This is a genomic window from Paraburkholderia sp. RL17-337-BIB-A (assembly GCF_046025895.1).
GTDB classification, from domain to species: Bacteria; Pseudomonadota; Gammaproteobacteria; order Burkholderiales; family Burkholderiaceae; genus Paraburkholderia; species Paraburkholderia fungorum_C.
The window spans coordinates 82346-100204 of the sequence record NZ_JARESY010000002.1; the positions used below are offsets into that span (position 1 = coordinate 82346).

Annotated in this window: 17 protein-coding genes; 8 read left to right on the top strand and 9 right to left on the bottom strand. The window is 61.5% G+C overall.

The annotated features are described in order from the left end of the window. Positions 1-188: 188 nt before the first annotated feature. The 5 genes from P0D84_RS21380 to P0D84_RS21400 all read left to right on the top strand — a co-directional run bounded on the left by P0D84_RS21380 (position 189) and on the right by P0D84_RS21400 (position 9422). Positions 189-2405 carry a TonB-dependent receptor gene (locus P0D84_RS21380; protein WP_408340140.1) on the top strand — a complete coding sequence of 739 codons (2217 nt, stop codon included), beginning with the start codon at positions 189-191 and terminating at the stop codon, positions 2403-2405. 75 nt (positions 2406-2480) lie between these two features. Next, positions 2481-3164 carry a Fe2+-dependent dioxygenase gene (locus tag P0D84_RS21385; protein WP_179740031.1) on the top strand — a complete coding sequence of 228 codons (684 nt, stop codon included), beginning with the start codon at positions 2481-2483 and terminating at the stop codon, positions 3162-3164. After that, positions 3161-3883 (top strand): PepSY-associated TM helix domain-containing protein, encoded by a 723-nt coding sequence (locus P0D84_RS21390; protein WP_408340143.1) that lies wholly within the window; start codon positions 3161-3163, stop codon positions 3881-3883. Before P0D84_RS21385 ends, P0D84_RS21390 begins: the two co-directional genes overlap by 4 nt. 195 nt (positions 3884-4078) lie before the next feature. Continuing rightward, on the top strand, positions 4079-8989 hold the full coding sequence (locus P0D84_RS21395; protein ID WP_408340145.1) for a response regulator: 4911 nt from the start codon (positions 4079-4081) through the stop codon (positions 8987-8989). A 121-nt stretch (positions 8990-9110) separates the two neighbouring features. Continuing rightward, positions 9111-9422 (top strand): high-potential iron-sulfur protein, encoded by a 312-nt coding sequence (locus P0D84_RS21400; protein ID WP_408345885.1) that lies wholly within the window; start codon positions 9111-9113, stop codon positions 9420-9422. A 49-nt stretch (positions 9423-9471) separates the two neighbouring features. Here P0D84_RS21400 and P0D84_RS21405 read toward each other — a convergent pair whose 3' ends face one another. Together P0D84_RS21405 and P0D84_RS21410 are read right to left on the bottom strand one after the other, a co-directional pair. Continuing rightward, on the bottom strand, positions 9472-9822 hold the full coding sequence (locus tag P0D84_RS21405; RefSeq protein WP_408340147.1) for a DOPA 4,5-dioxygenase family protein: 351 nt from the start codon (positions 9820-9822) through the stop codon (positions 9472-9474). 18 nt (positions 9823-9840) lie between these two features. Next, positions 9841-10332 (bottom strand): GNAT family N-acetyltransferase, encoded by a 492-nt coding sequence (locus tag P0D84_RS21410; RefSeq protein WP_408340149.1) that lies wholly within the window; start codon positions 10330-10332, stop codon positions 9841-9843. 216 nt (positions 10333-10548) lie between these two features. On the opposite strand from P0D84_RS21410, the gene P0D84_RS21415 reads away from it, so the two are divergent. Then, entirely contained in the window at positions 10549-10821 is a 273-nt protein-coding gene (locus tag P0D84_RS21415) for a DUF1488 family protein (protein WP_408345888.1), read from the top strand. Positions 10822-11668: 847 nt separating this feature from the next. Further along, the gene (locus P0D84_RS21420) at positions 11669-12142 is read left to right on the top strand and encodes a hypothetical protein (RefSeq protein WP_408340151.1); all 474 of its coding nucleotides are present in this window, start codon (positions 11669-11671) and stop codon (positions 12140-12142) included. A gap of 141 nt (positions 12143-12283) precedes the next feature. Here the strand turns inward: P0D84_RS21420 and P0D84_RS21425 are convergent, their stop codons facing one another. The 7 genes from P0D84_RS21425 to P0D84_RS21455 all read right to left on the bottom strand — a co-directional run bounded on the left by P0D84_RS21425 (position 12284) and on the right by P0D84_RS21455 (position 17176). After that, positions 12284-12697: a RidA family protein gene (locus P0D84_RS21425; RefSeq protein ID WP_408340153.1), complete on the bottom strand. Its 414-nt coding sequence runs from the start codon at positions 12695-12697 to the stop codon at positions 12284-12286. Positions 12698-12753: 56 nt separating this feature from the next. Then, positions 12754-13179 (bottom strand): GNAT family N-acetyltransferase, encoded by a 426-nt coding sequence (locus tag P0D84_RS21430; RefSeq protein ID WP_408340155.1) that lies wholly within the window; start codon positions 13177-13179, stop codon positions 12754-12756. Continuing rightward, positions 13169-13678, bottom strand: coding sequence for a hypothetical protein (locus P0D84_RS21435; RefSeq protein ID WP_408340157.1), 510 nt, complete (start codon positions 13676-13678; stop codon positions 13169-13171). Before P0D84_RS21435 ends, P0D84_RS21430 begins: the two co-directional genes overlap by 11 nt. Before the next feature lie 172 nt (positions 13679-13850). Continuing rightward, positions 13851-14315, bottom strand: coding sequence for an ABC transporter permease subunit (locus P0D84_RS21440; RefSeq protein ID WP_408340159.1), 465 nt, complete (start codon positions 14313-14315; stop codon positions 13851-13853). Beyond that, positions 14302-14601, bottom strand: coding sequence for an ABC transporter permease subunit (locus tag P0D84_RS21445; RefSeq protein WP_408340161.1), 300 nt, complete (start codon positions 14599-14601; stop codon positions 14302-14304). Before P0D84_RS21445 ends, P0D84_RS21440 begins: the two co-directional genes overlap by 14 nt. Before the next feature lie 187 nt (positions 14602-14788). Next, positions 14789-16750 carry a hypothetical protein gene (locus tag P0D84_RS21450; RefSeq protein ID WP_408340163.1) on the bottom strand — a complete coding sequence of 654 codons (1962 nt, stop codon included), beginning with the start codon at positions 16748-16750 and terminating at the stop codon, positions 14789-14791. Positions 16751-16987: 237 nt separating this feature from the next. Continuing rightward, complete coding sequence (locus P0D84_RS21455; protein ID WP_408340165.1) at positions 16988-17176, bottom strand: glycine zipper 2TM domain-containing protein; 189 nt, start codon at positions 17174-17176, stop codon at positions 16988-16990. A gap of 240 nt (positions 17177-17416) precedes the next feature. On the opposite strand from P0D84_RS21455, the gene P0D84_RS21460 reads away from it, so the two are divergent. Beyond that, positions 17417-17770, top strand: coding sequence for a YciI family protein (locus P0D84_RS21460; protein WP_408340167.1), 354 nt, complete (start codon positions 17417-17419; stop codon positions 17768-17770). Positions 17771-17859 lie beyond the last annotated feature (89 nt).

Here is a 17859-nt window from a genome sequence, read left to right on the forward strand (position 1 = left end):
TAATGTTCAGCGCGATTGATGCATTTTTATGCATGTGGAATGATAGCGATTCTCATTTAACCAACTAGCCAGCCATCCCGTCGTCTTTGCCCTCAGCAGGAGACCGGCAGCCAGCCAATTGCGGTTTTGTCATTGATCCCATGCCGAACCATGCGGATCTGGCAAGCGCACTTCTGACGGGATTTCCCATGTTCAATCACACGCCGCTGGTGGCTGCGTTAGCGCTAGCCTTTGCCGTTCCGTTTGCCACGCCCGCCGTCGCGCAGACGGCTCCGCAGCCTTCGGCTCAAAACGCTCCGCAACCCGCATCGCAGCCTTCGGCTCAAAACGCGCCGACAACCGCAGCAGGCGACAACGCAACCTTGCCGACCATCGGCGTCGCAGCGCAAGCCGAACAACAGGACTTCCAGGCAGAACGCGCGACGGTGGGTGCAAAGACGCCCACCGCGTTGCGCGATATTCCGCAGACCGTCACCGTCATCAACAAAGCGGTGTTGGCCTCACAAGGTGCGACGTCGTTCCAGGACGCGCTGCGCAATGCGCCGGGCGTGACGATCGGCGCGGCCGAAGGCGGTCAGATCGGCAACAACATCAACTTGCGCGGCTTTACCGCACAGAACGACATCTATCTCGACGGCTTCCGCGATCGCAACCAGTACTATCGCGACACCTTCGACCTAGAGGAACTCGAGGTGCTGTACGGCCCGTCGTCGATGTTGTTCGGCCGCGGCTCGACCGGTGGCGTGATCAACCAGGTCAGCAAGAAAGCGAACCTGAAGGACTCGGCGGAAGTCTCGGGCATGATCGGCACCGACGATAAATATCGCAGCACCGTCGACGTCAACCATAAGCTGACCGACACGTCGGCGATCCGCCTGAACGCATTCGGCCAAAGCCTCGGCTCGACGCGCGACGAGATGAAGAACAAGGACTACGGCATCGCGCCGGAAGTGCGCTTCGGCATCGGCACGCCGACTGAAGTCACGATCTCCGCGCTGATCCAGCACAACTACGACATGCCCGACTACGGCGTGCAGGCGCTGAACGGTCGTCCGTCGCCGGTGCCGAAGAACACCTTCTACGGCCTGACCACCGACCGCACGATTCAGGACGTCCAGACTTTCACTGCGGGGGTCAAGCACAAGTTCTCGGATAACCTGATCCTGACGAACCAGACGCAGTTCTCGCACTCGATGACCGACGCGCGCGAAACCGCGCCGCAATCCGTGTTGACGGGCCCGCTTGCCAGCAGCACCGCGCTGACGAACGGCAATTTCACGACGCTATCGCCGTCGCAACTGTTCATCAAGCTGCAAAGCCACGACCGTGTCATCGAGAACCACTCGCTGTACAACGACACGATGCTCGAATACAAGTTCGACACCGGTCCGATCAAGCACGACCTGATCACCGGTATCGACCTCGGCCACGACAGCTATTCGAACCAGGCATCCACGCGGAACAACCTGCCGGTCGTTTCGATGGTGAATCCGCCGTATCTTTCGTCGCCCGCGGGCGTGACGACGACGGTCGGCAACTACGCGGACTCGGGTTCGAACGAGATTGGCGCGTACGTCAACGACACCATCTCGCTGGGCCGCGACTGGAAGTTTATTGGCGGCCTGCGCTGGGATCGCTTCCAGGCGCAGATCCACAACACGATCAGCCTGCCGGGCTACGCGACGCAAACCAACTTCTTCACCAGCGTGCGCGCCGGTGTGATCTATCAGCCGACCGACTGGCAGTCGTATTACGTCTCGTACGGGACGTCGTTCAATCCTTCGCTCGAAGCGCTGACGGTGACGAACCTGACGCAGAACCTCGCGCCCGAGTCGACCAAGTCGTATGAAGTCGGCGCGAAATTTGATCTGCTCGGCGGCAATCTTTCGGTCACGTCGGCGTTCTTCCGCGAGGAAAAGACCAACGCCCGCACGCAGGTTTCGCCGACCGAATACGAGCTTGACGGCGACATCCGCGTCGACGGCTTCCAGGCCGGCGTGACCGGTCATATCACCGACAAGTGGCAGATTTTTGGCGGCTACACGTACATGGACGCCATCATCCTGAAGGCGCTCGACGGCACGCAAGGGCACGTACCGGCCAACACGCCGCGCAACACGCTGACGCTCTGGAGTACCTATGCGATCACGCCGCATTGGGAAATCGGCGGCGGCCCGACCTATATGTCGCCGCGTTATGCATCGAACACGAACTACGTGCAGGTGCCGGGCTACACGCGCTGGGACGCGACCGCTGCGTACCACGCGAAGCAATACGACATCCGTCTGAACCTGTTGAACCTGACCAACAAGATGTACTACGACGCGCTGATTCCGTCGGACGGTGGCCGTTCCGTGCCGGGTATCGGCCGTACGCTGCTGGCAACGTTCGACTACCGGTTCTAAAGCTGCCTCATTGATACGGTAGGCTTGCCGTTCCACACACGGCAAGCCGACGTAACGAGGCAAAGGAAACCCAACATGCTGCTGCACATTCCGAATGTACTGAACGCCGAGCAGTTGCGCTTCGTGCGCGAACGGCTCGACGGCGCCGGCGATGCGTGGGTGGATGGCCGCGCGACCGCCGGCTATCAGGGCGCGCCGGTCAAACGCAATCAGCAGATCGCCGAGCATTCGCCGCTTGCGCGCGAGATCGGCGACGTGATTCTCGCGTCGATCGAGCGCAACCCGTTATTCATCAGCGCGGTGTTGCCGAACCAGGTGTACCCGCCGCTCTTCAATCGTTACGAGGGCGGCATGGAATTCGGCAGTCACGTCGACGGTGCCGTGCGTGTGCTGCCCAACGGCATCAAGCTGCGCACGGACGTGTCGGTGACGCTGTTCATTTCCGAACCCGCCGAATACGACGGCGGCGAACTCGTGATCGAAGACACCTACGGCGTGCAGCAGGTCAAGCTGCCGGCGGGCGACATGATCGTCTACCCCGCCACCAGTCTGCATCAGGTCACGCCGGTGACGCGCGGCGCGCGCCTCGCCAGCTTTTTCTGGGTGCAAAGCCTCGTGCGCAGCGACACACAGCGCGCGTTGCTATTCGATCTGGACACGGCGATTCAACGTCTGAACGCCACGCATGCCGACGATGCGGCGCGCCGCAGCCTGGTCGGCTGTTATCACAACCTGTTGCGTACCTGGAGCGAAACGTGAGCGCACCCGAGGCTATTGAATTCCAACCGGCTGCGGACATCGACGCCAAAGCGAGCGAACCGCAGCGGCTCGACCAAGGGGAGCTGAAAGCGCGGCAGCAGCGTTCGCGCCGCGCTACCTTCGTCAAGTGGCTGCGCAAAGTGCATGGCTGGATCGGTTTGTGGGGGGCGGCGCTGGGTTTGCTGTTCGGCACCACGGGCTTTCTGCTGAATCATCGTGGCGGACCGCTCAAAGTGTCGACCGGCGAGCCGCAGGTGTCGGTCGTGCAGGTGCCGTTGCCGCAACCGGCACCGGAGACGCCGCGCGAACTCGCCAAGTGGCTCAAGCATGAACTCAAACTCGCCGGCAACCCGGGCCGCGTGCAGAAAGAGCCCGCGCATCCGGTCGCGTGGGGAGACCGCACCATGGTCCAACCGGAACACTGGCAGCTCAACTTCGCGGCGCCGCATGAAAACACGGCCGCTGAGTATTGGGTCGGCAATGGTTACGTGACAGTCAAGCGCAGCGAAAACTCGTTTCTCGCGATGCTCACGAATCTGCACAAGGGCGTTGGCTTGAGCGTCGGCTGGGTGCTGCTGATCGATACGCTGGCGGGCAGCATCATTTTGCTGTCGCTCACAGGCGTCCTGCTGTGGACGGAGCTGAACAAACGCAAAACCGTCGGCGCCGTGCTGGTGATGGGATCGATCGTCGCTGCCGTTTGCATGGGGTTGATCTAAAAACCCTTTCATTTCAAGTCTTTCGCGCGTCACCCCAGCTTCCTCCACAACGCCGCTCCATGCGAGAATCGCGCTACGTCGATTGGCTGCCGCCGGGCAGCCGTCCGGCGTGCCTGGCCTTGTTTTTGCTATTCCAGTCCGCACGAATTCGAAACAGCAGCGTAGGAGATCGCGTTGAAAAAGCCGGACAGGGTCATGTCGGAGGAGGGAACGCCCGCGAACCTCGTCACGCCGTCGTTTCTTGCCGGCGGCGGTGAACTGGGTGCGCTGATCCGCGCCCACGACTGGACGCAGACGGCGCTCGGCGCACCCGAGAACTGGCCGCAAGGGCTGAAGATCGCGATTCGCATCATGCTGACTTCGCGTCAGCCGATCTGGATCGGCTGGGGTGACGAGCTTCTCTATTTTTACAACGACGCGTACAAATCGATCATCGGCGGCAAGCACCCGGCCATGCTCGGTCAGGCCACTCAAGTCGTGTGGCGTGAAATCTGGGCCGATATCGAGCCGCTCCTGGATACCGCGCTCAAAGGCGCGGAGGGCATCTTCGTCGAACAGAAGCTGCTCATCATGGAGCGCAACGGCTTCCCCGAGGAAACGTATTACACCTTCTCGTACAGTCCGATTCCCGGCGACGACGGCGAGGCCGGCGGCATCCTCTGCGCCAATAGCGACGACACCATGCAGGTGGTCGGTGAACGGCAACTGGCGCTGTTGAAGGAACTGGCGGCAGCCAGTCCGAATGGCCGCGACTGGCGTGAGGCGTGCGAACTGAGCGCGCGTGCGTTGCAGTCCAATCCGCAAGATCTTCCCTTCGCGCTGCTGTATGCAGGGGAGCCGGGCAGCAGCACGGTCACGCTAGTCGGCTCGTGCGGCATCGAGCCGGGTCATCCGGCGGCGCCTGAATCGATGAGCCTGGCCGGCGCCCCGGTGTGGCCGTTCGCGGACGTGCTGAAGCGCCAGGCGCCGCAGATGGTGCGCGGCTTGACGGAACGTTTCGGCATGGCCTTGCCGAGCGGCCCGTGGCACCTCGCGCCCGAGCAAGCGGTCATCCTGCCTGTGTCGGCGGGTAGCGAGACGGCGCCGGCGGTGCTGTTGATCGTCGGTCTGAATCCTTGCCGTCTTTTCGACGACGCTTATCGCAGCTTCCTGAATCTGACCGCCGGCCAGATCGGCGCGGCGATCGGCTACGCGCAGGCCTACCAGGAAGAGCGGCGGCGCGCGGAGGCGCTGGCCGAAATCGACCGCGCGAAAACCACCTTCTTCTCGAACATCAGCCACGAATTCCGCACGCCGCTGACGCTGATGCTCGGCCCGCTCGAGGAATTGCTCGCCAAGCCGCGGCTTGGTGCGAGCGCGGATATCCCTCGTCCCGGCAGCGATGCCGACGACCGCACGCTGATCGAGATCACGCATCGCAACGGCTTGCGTCTGCTGAAACTCGTCAACGCGCTGCTCGACTTTTCGCGGATCGAGGCGGGACGCATCCAGATTCACACCGAACCGACCGACGTCGCCGCTTTCACGGCCGAACTCGCGTCGCTGTTCCAGTCCGCTATCGAGGCAGCCGGCTTGCGGCTCGAGGTGGAGATTCCGCCCGCGCCGATCGTCGTGCAACTCGACCGCGAGATGTGGGAAAAGGTCGTGATGAATCTGCTGTCGAACGCGTATAAGTTCACGTTCTTCGGCACGATCCGGGTCGTGGTCCATGCTATCGAGGGCGGCGGTGCCGAAGTCAGCGTGAGCGACTCCGGTATCGGCATTGCGGAAGACGAAATGCCGCGCCTCTTCGAGCGCTTTCATCGTGTGGCGGGTGCGCCCGGCCGCTCGGTCGAGGGCAGCGGCATCGGTCTCGCGATGGTCCAGGAGCTTGTGAAGCTGCACGGCGGCACCGTACAGGTCGAAAGTCGTCTGGGCGAGGGCGCGTGTTTTACGGTCACGCTGCCGCGCGGCGTGGCGCTGCCTCATGCGGCAAACGAAGCCGCGGACGAAGCGGTGCGCGCCGCCATGAGCAAGCACGCGCGCACCTATGTCGATGCCGCATTGCGCTGGAGTCCGGAGAACGAAATTCTCGCCGATGCGTCGTCCGCCATGACGCCGGCCGGGAAGGCGGCCCCTGCGGTCGGGCCAACGGCGGCCGCGCGCTTGCTGGTCGTCGACGACAACGCCGACTTGCGCGAATACATGAGCCGCATTCTGCGCACGGCCGGCCACACCGTCCAACTGGCCAGCGACGGCCTGGCGGCGCTCGAAGCGGCACGCGCCGCGCCGCCCGACCTGATCCTGTCCGACGTGATGATGCCGCGCCTCGACGGTTTCGGCCTGCTGCGTGCACTGCGCGCGGATCCCGGCTTGCGCGACACGCCGGTACTGATGCTGTCCGCGCGCGCGGGCGAAGAGGCTCGCGTGGACGGTATCGAACACGGTGCCGACGATTATCTGACCAAGCCGTTTTCCGCCCGCGAACTGCTGGCGCGCGTGGCGGGCAATTTGCAACTCGCACGGCTGCGTCGCGAGACCGAGATGAAGCTGCGCGAGGAATCGCGCACGCTCGAAATTCTCAACCGCGTCGGCTCGACGGTCGCGGCCGAACTCGATCTGAACCGCGCGGTGCAGATCGTGACCGACGCCGCCACGGAATTGACCGGCGCCGCATTCGGCTCGTTCTTCTACAACGTAGTCGACCAGGTGGGCGGCAGCTATATGCTGTACACGCTCTCCGGTGTGCCGAAAGAAGCGTTCGAGAAGTTTCCGATGCCGCGCAACACGGCGGTGTTCGCGCCGACGTTCAATGGCGAAGGCATCGTTCGCGTCGACGACATCACCAAAGATCCGCGTTATGGGCACAACTCGCCGCATCGTGGCATGCCTGAAGGCCACCTGAAGGTGTGCAGCTATCTGGCCGTGCCGGTGCAATCGCGCAGCGGCGAAGTGGTCGGCGGCTTGTTTTTCGGCCATCCGGAACCCGCTGTGTTCACCGAGCGTGCCGAACGGATTGTGGCCGGTATCGCGGCTCAGGCGGCGATTGCGATCGACAACGCACGCCTCTATCAGGCGGCGCAAACCGAAATTGCCGAACGCACCAAGGCGCAAAGCGCGCTGCATGATCTGAACGAGACGCTCGAGCGCCGCGTGATCGAGACGGTGGCGGACCGCGACCGGCTGTGGGAACTGAGCGAAGACCTGCTCGTCGTGGCCGACGTTGAAGGCCGCTTGCAGCGCGTGAGTCCGTCGTGGAGCAGCGCCCTCGGACACAACGCGCAATGGCTGATGTCGCGTTCCTACTTCGATCTGGTCCATCTGGACGACATCGAGACCGTGCGCACGCACCTGGCCGAACTGCGCCGCACGGGTGTGCCGGTGCGCTACGAAAACCGCTTCAAGCGGATCGACGGCAGCTGGCGCTGGGTCGCATGGACGCTCGCGCTCGATCCGGACACCGCGCGGATTCACGGCGTGGGCCGAGATGTCACCGCCGACAAGGAAACCACTGAGGCGCTGCACCACGCGGAAGAGGCGCTGCGCATGGCGCAGAAGATGGAGGCGATCGGCAAGCTGACGGGCGGCGTCGCGCACGATTTCAACAACCTGCTGCAAGTGATCGGCGGCAACCTGCAATTGCTCGCGAAAGACGTTGCCGGCTCCGACAAGCCTGAACAGCGCGTGCGCAATGCACTGGCGGGCGTGGCGCGCGGCGCGAATCTCGCGTCGCAATTGCTGGCATTCGGGCGGCGCCAGCCGCTCGCGCCGAAGGTCGTCAATCTCGGCCGCTTCGTGCGTGGACTCGACGACATGCTGCGGCGCGCGCTTGGCGACGGCGTCGAAATCGAAACGATCGTGTCCGGTGGTTTGTGGAATACGCTGGTCGATCCCTTCCAGGTCGAGAACGCGCTGCTCAATCTGGCGATCAACGCACGCGACGCCATGAACGGCCACGGCAAACTCACTATCGAAGCCGGCAACGCCGCGCTCGACGACGTGTACGCCAAGCGCAATGCGGAAGTCACGCCGGGCCAATACGTGATGCTCGCGGTCACGGATACCGGTTCGGGAATGTCGCCGGAAGTGCGCGAGCGCGTGTTCGAACCGTTCTTCACGACCAAGCCGGAAGGACAGGGCACGGGTCTGGGCCTGAGCATGGTGTATGGCTTCGTGAAGCAATCCGGCGGCCATGTGAAGATCTACAGCGAGCAAGGCCACGGTACGACGATTCGCATCTATCTGCCGCGCGTGCGTCAGGAAGAAGACCTCGAAACGAATATCGACGCCGGGCCCGCGAAGGGCGGCACGGAAACGATCCTGGTGGTCGAGGACGATGAGGAAGTGCGCACCACGGTCGTCGAAATGCTGTGCGATCTCGGCTATCGCGTGCTGAAGGCGAAAGACGCGCAAAGCGCGCTGGCGATCGTCGAAAGCGGTGTGCCGATCGACATGCTGTTTACCGATGTGGTCATGCCAGGACCGCTGCGCAGCACCGAACTCGCCCGCAAGGCGCGCGAGCGGCTGCCGGCCATTGCCGTGCTGTTTACGTCGGGCTATACGGATAACGCGATCGTGCATTCCGGCCGGCTCGACGAGGGCATCGAATTGCTCAGCAAGCCGTACACGCACGAAGCGTTGGCGCGCAAAGTCCGCTATGTGCTGCAAACGCAGAATCCGCAGCTAGATGAAACCGCCGCGCTCGACCCGCAAGATCTGCAGATCGAGCCGCCGGTCATGCCGGAGGGCGCCGACAGCTTCGCCGTGGATGAGCGGTTGCGGATTCTGCTGGTGGAGGACGACGAGCTGATTCGTGTGAGCACCGCGGAGCTGCTGCGTAGCTTCGACTTCGACGTTCTGGAGGCCGAAGGCGAGCACGATGCCAAGCAGATGCTCAGCGAACACGCGGTCAACGTGATGCTGACCGACGTGGGGCTGGCCGGCAAGTCAGGTCTCGAATTCGCGCTGGATGTGTGCCATTCCCGGCCCGATCTGCGCGTAATCTTTCTGACCGGCTACGATCTCGTGCTGACGCCGGATCAGCGCAAGGTGTTGCCGCATGCCATCCTGCTACGCAAGCCTTACGATCTGCTTGACCTGATCGACGCGCTGAAAACGCCGCTGTGATAGTGGCTCGGCCGCCGGAGACCTTGTGCGTCTGCCAGCGGAAAAGTGGGTGCTCGCGCTAGAATCTGCGCAGACCGCCCAACCCGTTGGCCCTGCCGGAATTCCGCCGATGACCACAACGATGAAAACCTCACGCCGCCATTTTCTGACGCTGAGTGTGGGCGTGAGCTCAGCGCTCATGCTCTCCCGCCCCGCGTTCGCCGACGCCGCGAACGCGCTGAGCGAAGCCGATCCAAAGGCGCAAGCCGTCGGCTATAAAGAAGAGGCATCCAAGGTCGATAAAGCGAAATTCCCCGACTACGCCGCTGGACAAACCTGTGCCAACTGTTCGCTATTTCAGGGTAAGGCCACCGACGCTTACGGTGGCTGCACGCTGTTCGGCGACAAGCAGGTCGCCGCGCGCGGCTGGTGCAGTTCGTATTCGAATATGTGACGGCGCACGCGGCCGCGCGTCAGGATCCGGTGTCTGAAAACACTTGGCCTTAGGTCAAAGCGCTCAGCACCAGTTCATGCGAATGGCCGATCCACACCGCCGCGTCGCGGTGGTCGCGCAAGGCGTCGCCGGTATTCGGATGCAGAAAAATATCCAGCGCGCCGTGATTCAGCGTGAGCCAGCCGACCAGCTCGGCGAACTGCTCCTGCGTGAATGCGAGCTGATACGACCACATCGGGTGCGGTCCGACCGGACGTTCGTGAAAACGGCCCATTTGCAGTTTGCCGTTCCAATGCGCTTCGATTTGCTCGCGAAAGGTCCACGCGGCGTGGCGGCTGCCTGCATCGAAGTAAATATGCGCGTGCCAGCTTTCGATGGCTGAGGTGTCGCGAGAGGTCATAACAGGGTCCGTTGTGGCTCAGTCTTTTTCAGACATCCATTCTGCTCGTGTTTCCGCTGACGCGCGTGGCACGCGTCTCATGTGAAACTGTATTTCGTCTTCGTCGACGATTTCGAAGCCGAGGCGTTCGTACAGGCGCTTCGCGGGATTGCCTTTGAGCACCTTGAGGGTGACCGGCAGGGCGTCAGCCTGCGCGGCCAGCAAGACGGTTTGCAGCACGCGCTCACCCATGCCGTGCCCTTGATGCGCCGGCGCGATCTGCAATTGCACGACGATCCATTCGTTCTCGGTACGATAGGCTTTTAGCAAACCGGCCGGCGTGCCGTCGAGGCAAATCACCCGCGCCGTGTCATAGCGATGGCGCAGACGCGCGCGATGCTGGGCATCGTCGATGGATTCGCCGACGCGCGCCAGGTGCTCCGTCATGGTGGCCTTGCGCAGTTCGAAGAGAAAAGGCTCGTCGCCTTCTAGCGCCGGGCGCAGGGTGAGGGCAGGTTCTTGGACGGGCATGCGGGTAAGGTTCGGGCGCGCGGGCGGTGAGTAAGAATTGTCGTGAATTGTCGCGTGTGCAGCGCCTTTTTACCATGCGGGTTATGGTTAAGCCTCGCGATTTCATTGCTGGACGTCTTCACGATCCGCGATGCAGGTTATGCATTCATTGGCATGCGGTTTGCTTTTGCCTCATCCGCCGATCGAGCGGCTCAACGAAACTTTGCGAGGTGGGCTATGGAGATTATCGAGCGTGAAGCCAGCGTCTCGGCAGATGGACGCGCGGTGATTTTCCAGCTTTCGACGCGAGGTCGAGACCTCGAGTGCGCTGTCACGCGTGAAGCGTTGGAACAGCACTTCTGGCTGCAACCTGGTGCCGGTGAGGAACGCGTACTGAAGACCTTCGCGGATGGGCGCAAACGCATTACCGCGGTGGCCGAGAGAAAAATGCTGGCGCGGCCGGGTGAAAAGGTATTGCTGACAATCAGCGATTTTGCCGCGCGCGGGTGAGGCGCAAAATGATGGCTTAAATAAGCCGCTGTTCAGGTCTTGGCTTTCTCGCGGACCTTTCCCGCCGCGTGCACCGGCACACGTTGCGCGCCCTTTACGTCTGACGAAATTCGGCACGCTGCGCCGATTCGCCAAACTAGCCTGCCAATTCCCCTCGTTTCGCGCAATTGCATCCGGGTCCGCTCACATAAACTGTTTTCCATGGAGCGACAAGTCACCGCGCCCATCGACGCGGTCTTCCCCCGCGTTGTTTTGAACCGTACCGTTGATGGCAGTTTGCCGCGGTTGTCTGACGTGGCAGTGCAGTAAAGCAGTAGGAAGTCGAAGCAATGCAAACGGCGCGCAATCGAAATAACAATGCGCGCGTCAATCAGCAGGGGGTTGCAGCGAGGCGATGTTGAATGCGAGGGACCAAGCTGCGATCTGGTAGTAGCAATTCAGGTAGCAACAGCTTTGTTAGTTTGTGGTGGTTATAAAGTCGGCACGCATCCACGCGCCTGTACGACTCTTCCATCCTGTCCGGCCCTGTTCCCTCGCGAGAACAGGGCTTTTTTTTTCGTCAGTGCGGCAAAGGTGGCTTGTATTTAGCGGGTTCGAACTTATATGGCAGCGTTGCATTTCGGCGCTGGCGCCGCTGTCGCGGCGGAAAATCCGTTCGCGCGCGGCGAGATGCCGCGCACAATCGAGACTTTGAGCCGTTTAAGTCTGTCTTAATAGTTGCTTGCCATGATGGCTACACAGACTCACAGTAAGGGCCTGTCGTGCCGCCGGCGCATCGGCGGCGTGCCACCGGAGAGCACAACATTCGGTGGCAAAGCCGAGAGTTAGCGAAGGAGGTTGAATCAATATGTCCAGTAAATCGCGAGTCCGCAAGCACACCCAGCCGGCCATGTCCCCGCTGTTGCGCGCGCTGGCCTATAGCCGCACCGCCCACGAGCCGGTCACCGCGGCGATGCTCCTGCAGTGCTACACCGCGCTCGATGCATTCCGGCGCGGCCAGGGCTCGCGGGATTTACACACGACCTTGAGCCGGCATTTGCTGGTGTCGCAAGAATTGGCGCGTGTTGGACTCGGCGAAGAGGTCATTGCCGAAATCCAAAGCGCGCATGCGGCGATGGTGGAGCTCGACGCGCGTGAACATCACGACGGCGCCTGGATTCTCGAAGACAGCGAGTACGCCCGTCTTTGCACAGCGCTGGCGATTCTGGACGGGCAACTGGCCGTCGCATCGTTGAACGAGATTGCGAATGCGGAAGCGAAGATGATCGAAGGGCTGATGAGAGCCGCCAATACGCAGGCGATTGTCGAAGCCGTCGTTTAAACCGCGTCGCAGCGCTGCCGCAACCGCCGCACAAGAATACGCCCCACATGGGGCGTTTTTTTTTAATCCAGCGCAAGTCCTGTTGTCAGCCAATCCGCTGCACGGTTCGGTCAATCCGCAATGTGCTGCCAGACTTCGCCCCTATTTCCGCAGCGCCGCGACCATCTTGACTTCGACTAACAACTCGGGACGCGCCAGCGATGCCACGCCGAGAATCGTCCATGCAGGGAAGTCGGAACGGATGTAACGCTCCTTTACGGCCCGAAAATCACCGAGTTGTGACGCTATGTCCACGTGGTACGAAACCAGTTCGACGAGGTCGGTGAAGTCAAGACCGAGGTTCCGAAGAATGACTTCAGCACGCTTGAACGCCAAATCAATTTGCTCTTGAGCCGACACGGGAATGGACCCGTCCGCTCGCAGCCCGACCTGCCCTGCAATGAAGACCAGACCGTTCGCCGACACAGCAGGCGAATACTGGAAAAGGTCGAAAAGCTTGTTGCCGCCGAACGTATCATCGTTTTCGGGCAATCGCAGGCGCTCAATCTTGCTCATTTTTAACCTCACCGATGTTCATGCTTTAGTGCTGCCAACTTGCCTGACGGGCGGCATCACAAGTCAAGACGTAACCGTGGTCCCACCTCGACAAAACCCACGGACAGATAAAACGCCAGCGTGCGGGCCCAACGTGGCTGGCCAGGCGCGCCGACGTCGAGTCGTTTCCATCCTCGTTTCATGCCTAATTTCGTGGCTTCGCGGATCAGCGCAGCGGCCAGCCCGCGAGACCGATATTCCGGTCGGACGTATAACTCGGTAATCTGCCCGAATGCGCCTCCTGCGTATATTGCCATTCCTTCTGTCATGAGAAGCACGCCTACCGGACTATCGCCTTCGAGCGCCACGTATCCGAAGCTGCGACTCGTTTGATTCAAAACGGTTTCGGCAATGGACATTCGGTCCGCGGGTTCAAGCTGGCCTTGTTGTTCGGCACTGTATTCATGGCGCAAATCCTCTGCATCGAGCGGCTCAGGTGTCAAGCCGCGTAAGTGTCTGGGCGTGGAATGCCTGAGCCGCCGGGCTCTCCTTCCAGGCTACAACCTGGCCGTCAGATAGCCGCTCACGGCCATACACAATCCATGGGTCGTCGACAGTTCCGATTCGCTCGTCGATTCTGAATCGCGTGGGGTTCTCGGTTGCAAGGGACGAGTACGTCAGACCGCTTTTGTATTTGCCCGAAAGGAGTCCATCCGCAACCGATGCTGTCGACGTCTCCGGAATCAGAGTCAGTCCATCTGTATTGACATAGTCGCGCGTGGCCGGCTGAAGCGCCAGCGTTCGAGGTGTATCGACATCAATGCGGGTCACAACCGCCATGTCCTTGCTGGAAGAGACGAAGGCATCAATGACGAAAAGTTGTTTGCGGTACTTCGCGACGATGTCAGCCGTCGAAGGGTGTACTGCAACCTGAACGATATAGTCGGCTTCGCCGTCAATCACCATCCGTGCCGCTTCGTCAAAGCTCAACACCAGCGCCATCGACGCGCGTCCTTCCAGACCGTGATGTTGAATGTATCGAGCGGTCACAAATTCGTGATTGCTGCCAGTTGGTCCAAGTGTCAGAAACCGAAGCAATTTGTGTTTCTCCATTAACTTTGCGCAAGGAACTCGGGAGCATGAGTCCGCGCAAAAAAATTGCGTTACACGAGGACTAGGCCGCGTGAGTGTCGCCGGAATCTGAAGACTTCAGCATTGCGGGTTGTTTAGGCTTTCGAGGGTTGACGACGTTGACGTCTTTCCCTGTTCTGCGTGCAATGTTCAGTTCGAGAATCCGGAACGTATGCGACAGGAGGAACGTCATCGCCAGATAAACCATTCCCGCGCCGACGAAAATCTCATAGGGCGCGTAGGTTTCACTGACCAGAAGCTTCGACGTTCCCGTCAATTCCATGATGGTCACCGTCGACGCCAGCGACGTCGCCTTCAGGTTCAGAATCGTTTCGTTCGCGTACGCGGGGAGTGCAATACGGACGGCAATGGGTGCCTTAACACGAGTGAGTATGGAGGCTCGACTCAATCCGAGCGCCTCGGCAGCTTCCACGATGCCTTTGGGTACGGCGGACAGCGCTCCCGTCAGGATGCGCGCTGTGTACGCCCCGAATTCAGCCCCAAGCAATGACCGCACAGGTGAATGGGTCACGCAAGAGCGGCCAGACTATGGAGTGTCGGATAAAAGAGAACTGTCCGAAGCCGTAATAGAGAAAGAACAGTTGCACGAGCGCCGGCGTGCCGCGGAATGCGCCGATATAAAACTTGACGCTGCCGCTCAGAACCTTGGGCGAGCTCATTCCAACGAGCGCAGTAGGCACCCCCACAATGAGACCGACAACCACGATGGCGACAAACAGCTCAAGCGTCACAGGCAACGCAGCGAGCAGACGCGGGAAGCTCGAAATGAGCAATGAAAGTCAAACATGCCTCACCTCGCCAATGCGGTCGACGTCTTGCGACGAACCGTGCTAAAAACGTTTGTCAAAGCGAAGCTGAGAACAAAGTACAGCACAGGCGAGCTACCGATCCGAGGGGCCGGCTGAAATGAAAAACGCCCCTTGCGGGGCGTCTGGCAGTCCAGGCGTGGTTCGCCTTGTGCTAATCGTTGTACTCCGTCATATCGTAGTACGTAGTCCCATTGCGCCCGCCACCCAACTGCACGAGCCGCGAACCACCGGACGTCAACGCCGGGAACGGGCAATTCGTGCAAGTCTGCACACCCAGCGGGTCGACCCCTGCATGGACCGTGGTTTGATACTGACCGACCGTCGTGTTGTTCGGTGCACCAACCGAGAAGCCGTCGATCGCAGTTGTCGATCCGGAGCCCGTTCCCGGCGAGGCCTGGATTTGCACGGACGACACCGGGTAGGTGGGATTCGGTCCCGTCACGACGCTCGACCACGTCACGCTCATCGCGTACTGCACCCCGGCCAGCGATCCAGCTGGTGTGAGGAACTGGGTCGCGAAGTCCGGCAGCAGCGTCGGCCACGCGACCGTGCTGCCTGCCGCGGCGTTCAACGGGCTACCCGGGTTGATGATCGACGACTGACCGAGCTGCGCGCCGTTGTTGTCGTAGAACGTGACGGTGTAGGCCGCATAGAGCGGCACGGTGCTCGCGTCGATCGGCTGCGGCGCGTAGTAGCCGCTCGACGATGCCGGCGTGAAGTTCGCCGTCGACGACAACGACTGCCATGACCAGCGATACAGCGCCGTATTGCTATTGGTCAACGCCGGAGAAACTGGCGCCGCATTCAACGGCAGATCCGACAGACCGAGCGACCCGCTACCGGACGCATTGCGCTGCATCAGCCAGACCGGCGCAGCGAGGCCAGGCCCCGTGACGGACGCCGAATACACCGTTGGATTCGAAGCAGTCGGAATCGCAATCTTGAGGCCCGACTCGTAACGGTTCACGTCGCTCAGCTTCGAATCGAGAAAAGTGCGGCGCTGGATTTGCGACATGATCGACACAGCGAATTGCGACTGATTGCCGACCAGATCCCAGCCGAGCTGCGTGCCGTTAGCGAGCGTGACCGGTGTGGGCAGCTGTTGTGCAACGGTGTAGAGCACGCCAGCGGTTGCGCCGTTCGCCAGTGTGACCGGCAATTGCACGAGCGCAAGCTGCTTGCCGTTGCGCGTGAAGAAGGCGAGGGTCTTCGGCGAACCGAACACCGCGCCGCTCATGCTCGCATCGGTCAGACCGTGACCGACGGCCAGATCGGCCGAACCGTTTTCGAGGAACGTGGCGTCGATTGCCGGCGAGCATGATGTGTTGAGCGTGCCGTTCGCCGCGCAGGCAGTCAGCAGCGACGCAAGCGGCTCCAGATAGTTTGCCGCCACCGGCGGCGCTGCCAGCGTGACCGATTGCGCAGTCTGGTCGTTCAGCGAGACGGTCGTGCCCGGCGCCGCATTCGACAGCAGCAGCACGCCACCATTGGCCGCCGATACCAGCGACACCGTGTCGATCACCGCGTCGGCGCCGGTGTGGTTCGGCGTGAATGCCGTACCGATGGGATCGAAGCCCGCCGTCTGAATGCCGTTCTGCGCGAGGATTTTGGCCAGCATCGTGTCGAGCGTGATGGTGGCGATCTGCACGGACGGCAACGTTACGTTGGCCAGCGCCTTGGTGGACGCGAGGTCGGTCGGATTACCCGAGGCGGTCAGCATGGCGGCAATCGCGGTGGTCAGCGTGGTGACGTTGGCGACAGCCGGCGCCGTGCCGTTCGGCAGCCTGGCCAGCACGGAGACGAGTGGCGCGGAGATGCCGGCGGCGTCAGTCGCGACGATCAGGAACGGCGCGGTCATGCCCTTCACCGAGATCGCATATGCGCCTTGGGTATTGGTGGTAGCCGTGGCCTGAGCGCCCGTCGCATCGGTCAGCGTGACCGTCGCGCCCACGACCGCGGTGCCGGTGGCGACCGTGCCGCTCACCGTGGTGGCCGTGACGGCCGGCGTACTCGATGACGTCGAGCTGGAGCCGCCACCGCCACAACCACCGAGCTGAATCAAGGCAAAGGTGACCGCGGCCGCGACGCCGGTACGCACTAACGATCGATGCATGAATTTCCCGAAGCTCTGTTTGTATTGTATGAGTCGCTTGTTATGTCGACAGAGTATGCCGATGAGTCTGGCTGCGTTCGCCGCGTCGTCTTAGCGGATTGGAAGCAGATTTTATCCGCCGTTATCAATCGATAAACGGCATTCATGACACAGCTTTAACGCGTTCGAAGAATACTTTAAACAGACGATCTTGTGTCGCGCCTCGGGATGCGGTTCAGGCTTTCACTCTTCTGCCGATTACTTGCCCAGCTCGTGGCCGATCACCCCGCCGGCTACCGCGCCGCCGACCGTGCCGACCGTGCTGTGATTGGTTGCCTCGTTGCCGATCACGCCGCCCGCCGCCGCGCCGCCCAAGGTGCAGCCAGCCGTCAAAGTCAGCAGCACCAATACCACTGCAATGACGCCCAGATCAGATCGATTCCGCATGATGTCACCTCGGATGTTTATCGATATAAACGGGGGAGCAATCCCCATGCCGCGTCTGTATTACGAGTGTCCGTAGGCCTGCGGTTCGCTTGCGCCGGGCGCTAAAGCGGGTTTGCTGGAGTCCCCCGCGCTTGCTAGACTGCCTTTCGCAAGCTCTTTCGCAATCCAACTGTAAGCGCGTTTTTGCCGTCGTTCGCCTGGCTGGCGTTCACGTCCACGGCGCGATCAATCGGAGACGCCATGTCTTACATGCTGCTGATCGTCGAACCCCCGAAGCAACGCATCGAACGCGGCGAGCAGGCGGGGCGCGAAGTCTATGACCAGATGGTGCGTTTTGCCGCCGACCTCAAGGAGCGCGGCAAACTGCTGGCCGTCGAATCGCTGACCTCCTCCAGCGACGCCGTGCGCGTGCAGGTGCGCGACGGTCAGCCGAAACTGCTCGATGGGCCGTTCGCCGAAGCCAAGGAAATGATCGGCGGGTTCTTTCTGCTCGATTGCGAAACCCGTGAAGAAGCGGTGGCGATTGCGCAGGCTTGCCCAGCAGCCTCGTGGTGCACTGTCGAAGTCCGCAAACTCGGACCTTGCTTCATGTAAGCGGCTCGGCTATTCGCGGCTGTTTGCTGGGGTTTTCCCTAGCCGGCGACAAATATGTCGATCCGGTTGCGCATCGCTCGTCGTGTGAA